The organism is Microbacterium sp. UMB0228 (assembly GCF_002871415.1).
Taxonomy (GTDB): Bacteria; Actinomycetota; Actinomycetes; order Actinomycetales; family Microbacteriaceae; genus Microbacterium.
The window spans coordinates 759234-772609 of record NZ_PNFU01000001.1; the positions used below are offsets into that span (position 1 = coordinate 759234).

The following is a 13376-nucleotide window of genomic DNA, read 5'->3' on the forward strand; positions in this document are numbered from 1 at the left end:
CCATGTGTCGAGTCTATGCACTGGGTCCGACACGCGACAGCACTCGCGCGCGTCTCGGCGTTCGCCCTCAGCGGAGACACATACGCTGGAAGGCATGGACGACAGGTACGGATCCGACGTGCTGGCAGCGGGCTGGCGCGAGCGCGGCGTGAAGCCGGTGCCGCAGGTGCCCGCCGAGGTCGACCTCGTGGTCGAGGTCGCGGCGGACGGATTCTGCGGCGCCGTGACGAAGGTGCAGGGTGGCACCGTGGAGCTCGAGGACCGCGTCGGGCGACGGCGGCTGTTCCCCCTCGGCGGCGGCTTCCTCATCGACGGGGCACCGGTGCGTCTCACGGTGCCGGCGGCATCCGCGCAGGGACCTCGCCGCACCGCCTCCGGGTCCTTCGCGGTGGCGGATCAGCGGGCGCGGACGGCGCTGCCCAGCCGGATCCTCGTCGAAGGACGGCACGACGCCGAGCTCGTCGAGAAGGTGTGGGGTGCCGACCTGCGCGTCGAAGGCGTCGTCGTCGAGTACCTGCAGGGCGTGGACCTGCTCGACGAACTCCTCGCGGCGGAGCCGCCGAGTGCGCGCCGGCGGTACGGCGTCCTCGTCGACCATCTCGTCCCCGGGTCGAAGGAGTCCCGCATCGCCGAGGCGGTGGCCCGCGGACCGCACGGCCGGCACGTCCGCATCGTCGGCCACCCGTTCGTCGACGTCTGGCAGTGCGTGACCCCGCGGGCCCTCGGCATCGCGGCGTGGCCCGAGATTCCGCGCGGCGTCGACTGGAAGACGGGCATCTGCCGTGCCTTCGGCTGGCCGCACGAGACGCAGGCCGACACGGCCAGGGCCTGGCAGCACATCCTGTCGAAGGTGACGACCTACCGCGACCTGGAGCCCGCGCTCCTCGGCCGGGTGGAAGAGCTGATCGACTTCGTCACCGCGCCCGCGGGCTGACCGCGTCCGGCGGCGGCGGCCCCGGCGGCTACCCTGGATCCATGCCCGAACCGCGTACCTTCCGCGACGAGCCGGTGTCCTTCGTGCGTCGGAGCGGCCGGATGTCCGAGGCGCAGGAGCGCGCCTTCAGCGACCTCGCCCCGCGCTATCTGCTGGATGTCCCGCGCGCAGTGGCATGGACCTCCGTGCACCCCGAGGCGCGGTTCGACGTCGCCGCCGAGTACGGCAGGGAGGCGGACCTCTTCGTCGAGATCGGCTCCGGCCAGGGGCATGCCATCGTCGCCGCCGCGTCGAGCCGGCCGCACGACGACTTCCTCGCCGTCGAGGTCTTCCGCGCGGGCCTCGCCCGGACCATGCTCGACGCCGACCGTGCGGGTGCACAGAACCTCCGCGTCGTGGAGGCCAATGCGCCGGAGGTGCTCTCCTCGTACCTGCCGGAGGCCGCGGCAGCCGAGGTGTGGATCTTCTTCCCCGATCCCTGGCACAAGAAGCGCCACACGAAACGTCGTCTGGTGCGGCCCGGATTCGGTGACACGGCGGCCAGGGCGCTGCGCGACGGCGGCCTCCTGCGGCTCGCGACCGACTGGGAGGACTATGCGCTCCAGATGCGGGAGGTGCTCGACGCCGAGCCCCTGTTCGAGCGGGCCTTCGAGGGTGACTGGGCCGAGCGGTTCGACGGTCGGGTCATGACCGCGTTCGAGCGGAAGGGTCTCGCGAAGGGGCGCGATATCCGCGACCTCGTGTACCGCCGACGGGATCGTGCATGACGCAGGCCCCTCCGAGCGCGCCCGTGGGGGTGCGCCTCGTCCCGGCGGCGCTGGTGTGTGCGGCCGCCCCCGCCTTCTTCGTCGTGGCGCTGCCCTGGCTCGGTTGGCTGCTGCTGGCGCTGGGCGTCGGTGCCGCCCTGCTCCTGGAGCGCCGCGGCGAGGCGCTCACCGGGGCCGAGGGGTCCCGGCGGCCATCGCTCACGCGAGACCTCTCGCTGATCGCGCTCGGCATGCTCATCGTGAGTGTGATCCCGCTCGCGGCGGAGCTGGACAACCTGGCCATGCTGCGCTTCACGCTCGCGCTCGGCGGCGCGGTGCTGGTGCCGTATCTGGTCTCGCGGTTCGTCTATCGCGACCGGGCGATCCGGTTCCCCTGGCGCACCGGGCAGCGCTGGGGAGTGCTCCACTGGGGCTGGCTCGTCGCGGTGCTCGTGCTCGGCTGGCTGATCCTGCCCTTCTACTTCATTACCAGCGGCGTCTATCAGAACTGGCCCGTGGTGGACACGCCCGATCTCATCGCGCGGCTGTTCGTCGGCGTCGGCGCCGTCGGCATCTGGGACGAGCTGTTCTTCATCTGCACCGTCTTCGCGCTGCTGCGGCGCCATTTCCCCGATGCGCTCGCGAACGTGCTGCAGGCCGTCGTGTTCGTCTCCTTCCTGTGGGAGCTCGGGTACCGTGAATGGGGCCCGCTGCTGACCATCCCGTTCGCGCTCCTGCAGGGATTCATCTTCCTCCGGACGCACTCGCTGGCCTACGTCGTCACGGTGCACCTCCTCTTCGACGCGGTCGTCTTCGCCGTCCTCGTCCACGCCCACAATCCCGGGCTCCTGCCGGTCTTCCTCGTCTGACGGGGTGACTTCCCGGGCGTCAGCGGCCACACTCGATGCATGGCCGAGTGGGTGCTGCACGTCGACATGGATCAGTTCATCGCCGCGGTCGAGGTGCGGCGCCGTCCGGAGCTGGCCGGGCGTCCGGTCATCGTCGGGGGCCGCGGTGATCCGACCGAGCGGGCGGTCGTCTCGACGGCGTCGTACGAGGCGCGTGCGTTCGGCATCGGGTCGGGGATGCCGCTGAAGATCGCGGTGCGCAAGGCACCGGAGGACGCGGTGTTCCTGCCGGTAGATCACGCGGAGTACGAGCGGGCCTCCGAGGAGGTGATGACGGCGTTGCGGACCCTGCCGGACGTGGTGCTGGAGGTGCTCGGATGGGACGAGTGCTTCCTCGGCGTCGCGACCGACGATCCGGAGGGCGTCGCGCGGGCCGCGCAGCGGGCGGTGGAGGAGGCCACGGGCCTGCACTGCTCGGTCGGCGTGGGCGACAACAAGGTGCGCGCGAAGATCGCGACGGAGTTCGGCAAGCCGCACGGCGTCTTCCGGCTGACCGCCGACAACTGGTTCGCCGTGATGGGCGACCGGCCCACCCGCGATCTCTGGGGCGTGGGGCCGAAGGTGCAGAAGCGCCTCGCGGCACACGGCATCGCCACGGTGCGCGAACTCGCGGCGGCGGACGAGGAGACCCTCGTCGCGGAGTTCGGCCCCAAGATGGGGCGGTGGTATCTCGGGCTGGGCTCCGGGCTGGGGCCGCGGATCGTCGACGATACTCCGTGGGTGGCACGGAGCCACAGTCGGGAGACCACGTATCAGCAGAACCTCACGACGCCTGAGTCGGTGCAGGACGCGCTGCGGGAGCTCGCGGGACACGCGTTCGACGACTGCGCCGCCGAGGGGCGCCCGGTCATGCGGGTGCATCTCAAGGTGCGGTACGCCCCGTTCGAGACGAGGACCTTCGGCCGGAAGCTCCCGGCTCCCACGGCGGATCGAGAAGACGTGGTCGCGATGGCGCTCGCGCTCGGTGAGACCCTCGACCCCGCCCGGGAAGTGCGTCTGCTCGGCGTCCGTGCCGAGATGACGATGCCCGACGAGCCGGACGGCGTCGAACGCACCCCCGTGCGCGGTCGCATCTGACTCAGTCGCGGATGGTCGCGGCGATCGCGCTCACCTCGATGAGGGCTCCGGGCACGCCCAGGCCCGCCACCCGGGCGGCGGTGACCAGCGGCGGGGCGCCGTCCCTGGCGAGGGTGGCGGCCACGGCGCCATACGCCGCGCGCAGATCGGCATCCTGATCGATGAGGATGGTCCAGCTCACGACGTCGTCGAGCGTCGCCCCCGCCGACTCCAGCGCGACCCGGGCGTTGTCGAGAGCGCGAAGCGCCTGCGCCCCCACGTCCGGGGAGACGACGGCGCCGGAGGCGTCGACGCCGTTCTGCCCTCCGATGTAGACGGTGGTCGCCCCGGGAGGGATGACGGCGGCATGGCTGAAGGCGGGGCTGCGGACGAGGCCGTCCGGCTGCAGGAAGGTGATGTCCATGCGCAGATCATGCCCGAGGGCACCGACATCGCGCACCCCGTCCTCACACGGCGTCGGACGGCACGAGGGGTGGCGGGGCCGGGACGCTGGTGACCGTGCCGGTCGTGCCGAGAGCGCCGAGGGCGTCGAAGACCGCGACCACGACCGCGGCGCTGACGAGGGCGCCGTGCAGCGGGTGGTGCCAGAACTGCAGGCGGGCGATCAGCCGGTCTCCGCTCACGCCGACCACGAGCGCCCGCACGCCCTCGTGCCGGTGCACGCCCTCCGCCGTCCGCGCGGCGTCGACGAGCGGTGCGAGCACGCCGTCGATCCCGGTCGTCCCGTCCCGTCGCACCCTGACCTCCACCTCGCTGCGCCGGGCTCCGCGGGTGGAGTCGTTGACCACGGGGTCGGAGAGCAGCCGCGCGTTGGGGATGTGCAGGGTGCGCCCGTCGACCGTGTGCAGGATCACCGCGCGGGCGTTGAGCTCGGTCACCGTCCCCGCGATCACGGAGTCCAGCGCCTCCACGACGATCTCGTCTCCGATGCGGACCGTCTGCCGTGCCTGCAGCAGCACGCCGGCCGCGAAGTTGTCGGCGACACCGCGGAGGACGAGGATCGCGACGACGCCGAGGATGACGACGATCGCGAGCAGCGGCTGCACGTTGGCGCCGAGCATCGCGAGCGCGATGCCGAAGCCCAGCAGGAGGATGGCGTAGCCGACGAACTGCGCGATGGCCGTCCCGACGGCGGTGGAGATCCCGGGGGCGCGCCGGAGCAGGGCGGTGGTGCCCCGGCGCGCGAACCGCGAGATGATCCAGGTCGCGAGGGCCACGAGCAGGGCGAGCAGCAGCTGCCACCAGTCGATGTCGGTGGGCAGGAGATCCTGCAGGTCCATGCCGCGGGCTCCTCGCGCTGGTGCGGTCCGGGCTGCGCCTTACTGCAGCGCCTTCGCCTTGATGAGGGAGTACTCGTCCGGCGTGATGGTTCCGGCGTCCAGGAGCGCCTTCGCCTTCGCGATCTCCTCGCTCGGACTGCTGCCGGCAACCTGCTGGATGTAGGCGTTCGCCGCCTCCTGCGCCCGACGCGCCTCGGCGCTGCTGCGTTCGGCCATGCCGTTGCCGCGGGCGATGAGGTAGACGAGGGCGGTGAGGAACGGCACGAAGATCAGGAAGAAGATCCACACGGCCTTCCACCAGCCGCTCAGCTTGTGATCGCGGAACAGGTCTCCGATGATCGCGAACAGAGCGAAGAGATACGCGGTGAAGGCGAAGATCCACAGGAACCACCAGATGATGTCCCAGAACGATGCCCAAAATCCCATGACTGCTCCTTTCTCGGTGCCGCCGTCGCCGGGGGCACGCTGGGACCATACCGGCGGGCGCTGTGGCTGCGCACCGCTTCCGTCGGGAGTTCACCCGGGTGACTCACGGCCCGTCCGGCGTCCCCGGCGGGCCGCCGCGGGAGCGTCGGCAGTACGCTTCCCTCGACGGCGGAGGGAGTCCCCATGAGCGCAGCGCGCAGACCGTCCTGGCTGCTGAGCACGCTGGACGGGTACCAGCCCCGCTGGATCGTGCGGGACGTGCTCGCCGGCCTCTCCGCGGGCGCCGTCGTGGTGCCGCAGGCCATGGCCTATGCGACGATCGCCGATCTTCCGGTGCAGGTCGGCCTCTACACCTGCATCGTGCCGATGCTCGTCTACGCCCTCCTGGGCGGCAGCCGGGCGATGAGCGTCTCTACGACGTCGACCATCGCCACCCTCACGGCGACCACGCTGGTCTCGGCGGGTGTCGCCGCGGGCGCGGACGACGCCATCGGGGCGCTCATGATGCTCACCCTCCTGGTGGGCGTGGTGCTGCTGCTCGCCCGGGCGTGCCGCCTGGGCTCGCTCGTCGAGAACATCAGCGGGGCCACTGTTCTCGGGTTGAAGATCGGGGTCGGGGCGACGGTCGCCGTGGGGCAGCTCCCGAAGCTCCTGGGGGAGTCCTTCGACTTCTCCGGCCACGGCTTCCTCCGCTCTCTGGTCGCCGTGGGGGAGGCGCTCGACAGCGTCAACATCCCCACGTTGCTCCTCTCGATCGGCTCCATCGCCACCCTCCTGCTCCTGAAGCGCTTCGCCCCTCGCGTGCCGGGCACCCTCGTCGTCGTCGCGGCCGGCATGCTGCTCGTCGGGGTCGGCGGGATCGATGAGCTCGGGGTCGACCTCATCGCCCCGGTGACCGGCGGACTGCCGGTCCCGGGGATCCCGGACCTGTCCGAGGCCGCGGCTCTCGTGCCCGGAGCGCTTGCCATCGCCGTCATGGCGTTCCTCGAGTCCGCCGCCGTCGCGCGCAGCCTGCGTCAGGCGACGGAGCCGCAGATCGACAGTGACCAGGAGCTCTTCGCCACCGGCGCGGCGAACACGGTCGGCGCGTTCTTCTCGGCCATGCCCGCGGCGGGGGGATTCTCGCAGAGCGCCGTGAACCAGGGGGCCGGAGCCCGCTCCCAGCTGGCGACGCTGACCACGGTCGCGCTCGCCGTGGCGGTCGCGCTCTTCCTCGCCCCGGTGCTCAGCCTGCTGCCCGAGGCCACGCTCGCGGCGATGGTCTTCACGGCGGTGGCCGGACTCGTCAACATCCCGGAACTCGTGCGGTGGGCGCGCATCAGTCGGATGGACTTCTGGGTCGCCACGGCCGTGGCGGCGATCGGGCTCACCGCGGGACTCCTGCCCGCTGTCGCCGTGGGGGTGGTGGTGACCCTCGTGCTCGTCCTCCGGGAGCTCAACATCCCTCGGATCCGTGTGGTGGGCAGGAGAGGGAGTGCCCTCGGGGTGGAGTCGGAGCGGGGGCTGTACACGGCGAACGCGCTCGCCAACCAGCGGCTCATCGTCCAGACCGTCTCAGCTCAGGCCGAGCCGGTCCGGACGCTCGTCCTCGGGCTGCCGCAGCAGGTGGTGATGTCCATCACCGTGCTCGACACGCTCGAGGCGCTCGACCGGGAGCTGTCCCAACTCGGCGTGCGGCTCCACCTCGCGGCGGTGCCGGAGGCGGCGGCGGCCGTCGCGGCGCGGACGCCGTGGTACTCCGGGCTGGTGGAGGACGGCCGTGTGCACCCCACTGTCGACATCGGGCTCCGGGCCGCTGCAGATCGGGAGGGGAGCGGAGGCGTTCACCCGGGTGAAGTGGCCGACGAGCGGTGACGTGCGGTCATCGCCTGCCTAGGCTGACGGCACGGAGGATCCGAGGGGCGATCGAGAACGGGGAGTGCATGCCCGACCGCAGCCGGAGCCGGAGAGCGAGACGGTGATGGCGGCGCGCGGGGGACTGACCTGGCGATGGTCGCGGTTCGGTCTCGGCCTCCTATACGCCGTGCCCTCGATGGCGGTCGCCCCGTTCGACCCTGCCGTCGCCCTGGCCCTCAGCATCGGCGTCCTTCCCGCGGCCGCCATGGGACTGCCGGCGCGGCGGCGGGCCCGGTCGGCGATCCCGGTGCTCGGGACGCTGGTCGCGCTGGGGCTCCTGCTCGGCGCGACCCTCGCGCTCGCACCGGTCCTCGCCGTGCCCGCCCTCGCGGTGCTGGCGGTGATGGCCAGCATGCTCGCCGCCCGCGAGCGTGCCGGACCGCTCGCGCTGACGCTGGTCCTGCCCATGGTCGGGCTCGGTCTGAGCTTTCCTCTCTCGGCGACGACCATCCTCCTGGCGGGCGCGATCGTCGCGGGCTCGGTGTACGCGTGGCTCATCGCCCTGCTGTGGCCGGAGCACCGGGCGGGCGCGCGGGTCCCGGCCGCCATGCCCAAGGGACGCGCTCTGCTGGTCTACGGCGTCCTGCTGGGTGCGGCCGCGGGGACGGCCGCCGCGATCGGCTTCGCGACCGGGGTCGAGCACGTGGGCTGGGCGACCGGCGCCGTGCTGCTCGTGATGCGTCCGGTGCGCGGCCAGCTCGTCCTGCGCAGCGTCGGTCGGGCAGCGTCGGTGCTCATCGGGGCCCTGGCGGCCGCCGGTTTCGCCCTGCTCTCTCCGAGCGGCGTGGTGGTCGCGCTCGCGATCGGTGTTGTGGTGGGCGGCCTCGGCGCGGTCCAGGAGAGTCGGTGGTACGTCGCGCCGGCCTTCACGACCTTCCTCGTGCTCTCCCTGCTGCTCTCGACGTCGGACGCATCGCCGACGTCGCGGTTCCTGGAGCGGACCCTCGAGACGCTGCTCGGTGTGGCTCTCGCCCTGTTCTTCGGCGCCCTCGTGCCGGCGCTTCTCGCGATGCGGCGGCCGTCGCGCGCGGACGTCTCCGAGTGATCCCCTCTTGCGGGACCGCTCCCACCTTGCAATAGACTGCCCGCGAGGGGGAGCAAGGTCGAAATCGGGGGGTTTCGAGTGCTGCACAGTGCAAGAACGGCGGGAACGAGCGAGAGCCCAGGATCCGCTGCGGTGAAGGGCGAGGTCCGTCGAGAGCGCCTGCTCTCGCGGTTGACGGCGGCGATGGACGGGCCGTGGACGCTCACGCTCGTGAGCGCGCCGGCGGGATCCGGCAAGACGAGGCTGCTGTCGCAGTGGGCGCAGGGTCTGCGTGCCGATCCCGGTATCGACCTCGTGTGGGTGTCCCTGGAACGCGGCGAGGCGGACCTGCCGCTCCTGCGCGCCGCCCTCGAGAGGATCGACGATCCCGGACTCCAGGACGCGCTCGCGGCCGTACCCGCCGTGCACTCCGCGACGACGGCGCGTGCGCTCGCCAGGGCCCTCCGAGAGGCGAGGAACCGGATCGTCCTCATCGTCGACGACGTGCACCGCGTCGAGGACGAGCACACCGCCCAACTGATCTCGACGTTCGTGCAGAGCGCTCCCGGCACCGTGCACGTGGTGCTTTCCGGGCGCGGGACGCGGGCGATCCCGCTGGCACGACGCCGCATCGCCGGCGTGGCCCTCGAACTCGACGCCCGTGCGCTCGCCTTCACCCCGGCCGAGGTCCGCGCCTTCTTCGGCGCGCGAGGTCTCCGGCTCTCTCAGGGCGAGGTCAGTACCGTGCTCGCCCGTACCGAGGGCTGGGCGACCGGGCTGCAGCTCATGATGCTCGACGCCGCCGGGGCGCAGACCGTCCTCGGGCCCACGCTGCGCGGGGACGCCCCCGAGGTGGCGGACTACTTCGTCGAGGAGGTGCTCGCCGACCTCGACGGCCAACTGCGCGCCTTCCTCGAGGCGACCGCGGTCGTGGACCGCTTCAGTCCCGAGCTCGCCGCCGTGCTCTCCGGGGCCGATTCCGTGACCGCCATGATCGACCGACTGCTCCGCCTCAATGTGCTCGCAGGCCCGGACGCCGAGGAGCCGTCCCGCTACCACTACCCGCCGCTGCTGCGGGAGTTCCTCCTCGGCCGGCTGCGGGAAGGCGGTGCCGGCCGCGAGGAGCGGCTCCACCGGCGGGCCGCCGACTGGTTCGCGCAGCAGGGGCAGCCCCTCCTCGCGCTGCAGCACGCCGTCCGTGGCGGGGAGACGGCCTGCACGGCCGGCGTCCTGCGGCGCTGCGGGATGCAGCTCGTGCTGGACGGCCGGGCGGACACGGTGCGGCGGGTGATGGCGGAGCTGCCGACCGCCCTGCGCGCCGTGCCCACCGTCCGGATGCTCGTCGCCGCGGCGGAGCTGTCCTGCGGCGATCCGTCGGCCGCCGTGATCGTGCCACCGGTGGGCGCGGGGGAGTCCGACGCCGACCGACGCTGGCGCCTCGGGATCGAGATGCACACGGCGCTGCGGCGGGGCGGGATCGCCGAGACCCTCGACGGCGTCGGAGCCGACCTCCGCGATCTCAGCGGAGAGGAGCAGCTCGACACCTATGCCCTCCTGGAGACCGCGACGGCGGAGCTCTATGTGGGACGACTCGATCAGGCGGAGGCGACAGCGCGCCGTGCCGGTGACCTCGCGCGAGCGATCGGTGCCCGCGCCGCGGAGCTGCAGGCGCAGGCGGTCCTCGCCACCAGCGTGCTGTTCCGCGGCCGGCTCCGCGACGCGATCGAGGCGGGAGCCGCCCTGGAGCGCCGCTGGCACGAGTTCGACGAGCCGTACAGCCCGTTCTTCGAGGTGACCAGGGTGTGGCGTTTCTGGGGCTCCTACGAGGGCATGCAGATCCTGGAGGTGGCCGAGACCCTGGAGTCCTCGGCGCAGGTGATCGCCGCGGGCGGAGAGACCGCGATCGCGCGGGGCCTGCAGGGGATGCGCGCGCTGCTCGGCGCGGAGCAGGGCGGCGATCCCCACAACGCGGCCGTGCGGCTCCTCGACACCCTGACTCCCCGTGACGATCTGCCGCTTCCGCCACACTGGTACGCCATGATGGGGCCCTTCGCGGTGCACGCCTTCGACCGGTTGGGGGAGCCGACGCTCCGCGACCGGTTCCTCGCCGACATCGAGGAGGCGCTGGGGGACACGGGAGACGTGCTCGTGCTCCGGGCCATCGCCGCCGTGCACGACCGCCGTGACGGCATCGCGCGTGGCGCGCTGGCGCCGGTCCTGGAGGGCGCCGTCCCGTGTCTGCTCCCGGCATCGATGATCGACGCGTGGTTGGTCGAGGCCGAGCTCGACGTGCACGACGGGGAGCCGGATCGGGCGCAGCTCGCGCTCGCCACCGCGCTCGCCCTCGCGGAGCCGGAGGACCACGTGCGCCGCGTTGCCGAGGCCGGCCCGATCGTGTCGCGGTTGCTCGCTGCGCGGGCGACGGCGGGCGCGCGCACGCACTTCGCCGATCGCGTGCGCGAGCGGCTGTCCGCCGCCGGAGTCCTCGTCGAGGAGGAGCTGACGGAGCGGGAGCGCATCGTGCTGCGCGCGCTGAGCCGGAACGCGACGCTGCGGCAGATCGCGCAGCAGGAGTACATCTCGCCGAACACGGTGAAGACGCATGTGCGCAATATCTACCGCAAGCTCGGTGTCTCGGATCGGGACGGCGTGACAGCGGCCGCCCAGGCCCTCGGATTGCTCTGAGGGCCCGGGCGGCCGCGGGGTCGTCAGTCGCGGGCCATAGCGGCCGCCAGGTGCGCCTCCAGGTCGAGGTAGGCGTCGTCGGCGATGTCGAACACGACCTGGGCGATCTCCCCGCCGCGGAAGTCGAACCCGTAGCCGTACAGGGACGACACGGGGTCGGCGCTGTCCCGCCCGATCGTCAGGCCCTCGCCGCAGAGCGAGAAGTGACCGAGGACCGTGCGGATCTGCTTCTCGTCGACCTTTTCCTCATCGATGTAGAGCCGTGCGGGTCCGACGCCCTCCCGGTACTCGCCCATGCCCTCCTTGACGAACTCGACCCCGATGATGTGCTTCCCGGAAGTGGGGGCGGGCCCCGAGATGCGGTCTTCCGGCGGGATCCCGAGGAAGTTGTAGACGTAGTGGATCTGACCGTCCTTGACCACCAGGGCGTGTCCGCCGAACCGGGAGCCGTGCGCGAAGATGACGCCCTCGGTCTCCGGAGTGAACTCGACCTCCGCGGCGATCTTGAAGGAGACGCCGTGGGTGTTCGCCGCCGACCGCTCCGGCACCTCGCTGGTGCCCGGGTAGTAGACGAACCGGCCGGAGGGCGGCGCGGGCTGATGGAACTCCATCGCGACGAAGGTCTCGAAGTCCTCTGGGTTGCCCAGCACCTGCAGATCGTTCAGCGGAAGCACCGCGTTCGCCTTCGCCTCCTCCATCCAGAGGGCCTTGAGCTCCTCCAGCTTCTCCGGATTCTCGGCGGCGAGGTTGACGGCCTCGGCGCGGTCGACGTCCGTGTGGTACAGCTCCCACTCGTCCTCGTCGAAGTGCCCCTTGCCACTGACCGGCCCGTGCACCGTGACCGCCTTCCAGCCGTCGTGCCAGATGCCGCGCTGTCCGAACATCTCGTAGTACTGCGTCTCCTTCGCCGTCGGTGCCTCCGGTGCCGCGTCGAACGAGTAGGCCATCGAGACGCCGGAGAGCGGCGTCTGCTCGATGCCGTTGTAGACCTCCGGGAACTCGACGCCGCAGGCCTCGAGGATCGTCGGCACGATGTCGGTGGAGTGGTGGTACTGATGGCGGACCTCGCCGCGCGCCTTGATGCCGGCGGGCCAGTGGATCACCAGCGGGTCGCACACGCCGCCCTGGTAGGTGTAGCGCTTGAACATCTTGTAGGGCGTGGAGAAGGCCGCCGCCCATCCGGTCGGGTAGTGGTTGTACGTGTCGGGGGAGCCGAGCTTGTCGACGAGGCGGAGGTTCTCGGCCTCGTCGTCCGGATATCCGCCGAAGATCTTGCCCTCGTTGACGGAGCCGTTCGGGCTGCCCTCGCCGGACGCGCCGTTGTCGGCGCAGTAGATGATGAGGGTGTTGTCGAGCTGCCCCGACTCCTCCAGGTAGTCGACGATGCGGCCGACCTGGGCGTCCGTGTACTCGCTGAAGCCGGCGTAGACCTCCGCCATGCGCGAGAACATCGCCTTCTCCTCGTCGTTCAGCGAGTCCCAGGGACGCACCTCATCGGTCTGCGTGAAAGTCCCCTCCGGCATCGGGTTGAGCGCGGTGAGCTCGGTGCCCTGCGGGACGATGCCCTTCTCGATCATCCGGGCGAGGACCCACTCGCGGTAGGCTTCGTAGCCGTCGTCGAACACGCCCTTGTACTTGTCGATGTACTCCTGCGGCGCGTGGTGCGGCGCGTGATTCGCGCCGGGGCAGAACCACAGGTACCAGGGCTTGTCCGGCTCGGTCTGCTTCACGTCGCGGATCATCGACAGCGCGCGATCGGCGAGGTCCTTCGAGAGATGGTAGCCGTCCTCGGGGAGGTAGGGCTGGTCGATGTAGTGGTTGTCCTCGGCGAGGGACGGATACCAGTTGTTCGTCTCGCCGCCGATGAAGCCGTAGAAGCGGTCGTACCCCTGCGCCAGCGGCCAGTGCTTCTTGGACGCGCCGGCCGTCCACTCGTCGATCGGGACGTTGTGGTTCTTGCCCACCCAGAACGTCGACCAGCCGGCGTCGCGGAGGACGTGGGCCATCGTGGTGTTCGAGTCGGGGATGTGGGAGTTGTAGCCGGGGAAGCCGGTCGACGACTCCGAGATCGTCGCGAAGCCGTTGAGGTGGTGGTTGCGTCCGGTGAGGAACGTCGAGCGGGTGGGGGAGCACAGCGCCGTCGTGTGCCACTGCGAGTATGTCAGACCGTTCTGCGCCAGGCGATCCATGGTCGGCATGTTGATGCGTCCGCCGTACGGGGACCAGGCCGCCATGCCGGTGTCGTCATAGAGGACGACCAGCACGTTGGGTGCTCCCTCGCGGGGCTTCGCCGGGAGGAACGCCTCCCAGTCGGCCTCCGAATCGCGGACGTCGAGTTCGATCCTGCCCTGGAAGTCACGGGCCATGTCCATCTCCTTCATCTCTGCCGAGCCGCCTTTC

11 protein-coding genes are annotated in these 13376 nt (G+C 71.4%); 7 read left to right on the top strand and 4 right to left on the bottom strand.

Features of this window, described 5'->3' with window-relative positions; all coding sequences use genetic code 11:
• Positions 1–94: 94 nt before the first annotated feature.
• The 4 genes from CJ226_RS03685 to CJ226_RS03700 are packed head-to-tail and all read left to right on the top strand — an operon-like array spanning position 95 to position 3665.
• Positions 95–934 carry a DUF3097 domain-containing protein gene (locus CJ226_RS03685; RefSeq protein WP_062635061.1) on the top strand — a complete coding sequence of 280 codons (840 nt, stop codon included), beginning with the start codon at positions 95–97 and terminating at the stop codon, positions 932–934.
• Between the two features lie 41 nt (positions 935–975).
• Complete coding sequence (gene trmB / locus CJ226_RS03690) at positions 976–1701, top strand: tRNA (guanosine(46)-N7)-methyltransferase TrmB (RefSeq protein ID WP_025103096.1); 726 nt, start codon at positions 976–978, stop codon at positions 1699–1701.
• Positions 1698–2549, top strand: coding sequence for a CPBP family intramembrane glutamic endopeptidase (locus tag CJ226_RS03695; protein ID WP_062635057.1), 852 nt, complete (start codon positions 1698–1700; stop codon positions 2547–2549). Before trmB ends, CJ226_RS03695 begins: the two co-directional genes overlap by 4 nt.
• A gap of 39 nt (positions 2550–2588) precedes the next feature.
• A complete protein-coding gene (locus CJ226_RS03700; RefSeq protein ID WP_062635054.1) occupies positions 2589–3665 on the top strand; it encodes a DNA polymerase IV in 1077 nt (358 codons plus the stop codon).
• Position 3666: 1 nt separating this feature from the next.
• On the opposite strand, the gene CJ226_RS03705 is transcribed toward CJ226_RS03700, so the two are convergent.
• From CJ226_RS03705 to CJ226_RS03715, 3 genes are read right to left on the bottom strand one after another with little or no spacing between them, the layout of a single operon-like run.
• On the bottom strand, positions 3667–4068 hold the full coding sequence (locus CJ226_RS03705) for a RidA family protein (protein WP_062635254.1): 402 nt from the start codon (positions 4066–4068) through the stop codon (positions 3667–3669).
• A gap of 43 nt (positions 4069–4111) precedes the next feature.
• Entirely contained in the window at positions 4112–4945 is an 834-nt protein-coding gene (locus CJ226_RS03710; protein WP_062635052.1) for a mechanosensitive ion channel family protein, read from the bottom strand.
• A 39-nt stretch (positions 4946–4984) separates the two neighbouring features.
• Complete coding sequence (locus CJ226_RS03715; RefSeq protein ID WP_025103101.1) at positions 4985–5371, bottom strand: SHOCT domain-containing protein; 387 nt, start codon at positions 5369–5371, stop codon at positions 4985–4987.
• A 183-nt stretch (positions 5372–5554) separates the two neighbouring features.
• Here CJ226_RS03715 and CJ226_RS03720 point away from each other — a divergent pair, with 183 nt between their 5' ends.
• From CJ226_RS03720 to CJ226_RS03730, 3 genes are all read left to right on the top strand, one after another.
• Positions 5555–7225: a SulP family inorganic anion transporter gene (locus tag CJ226_RS03720; protein WP_180964520.1), complete on the top strand. Its 1671-nt coding sequence runs from the start codon at positions 5555–5557 to the stop codon at positions 7223–7225.
• Positions 7226–7289: 64 nt separating this feature from the next.
• Positions 7290–8312: an FUSC family protein gene (locus CJ226_RS03725; RefSeq protein ID WP_257996494.1), complete on the top strand. Its 1023-nt coding sequence runs from the start codon at positions 7290–7292 to the stop codon at positions 8310–8312.
• Between the two features lie 132 nt (positions 8313–8444).
• Positions 8445–10976, top strand: a complete 2532-nt coding sequence (locus CJ226_RS03730; protein ID WP_102208335.1) for a LuxR C-terminal-related transcriptional regulator — start codon at positions 8445–8447, stop codon at positions 10974–10976.
• A gap of 23 nt (positions 10977–10999) precedes the next feature.
• On the opposite strand, the gene CJ226_RS03735 is transcribed toward CJ226_RS03730, so the two are convergent.
• A complete protein-coding gene (locus CJ226_RS03735; protein WP_102208336.1) occupies positions 11000–13342 on the bottom strand; it encodes an arylsulfatase in 2343 nt (780 codons plus the stop codon).
• Positions 13343–13376 lie beyond the last annotated feature (34 nt).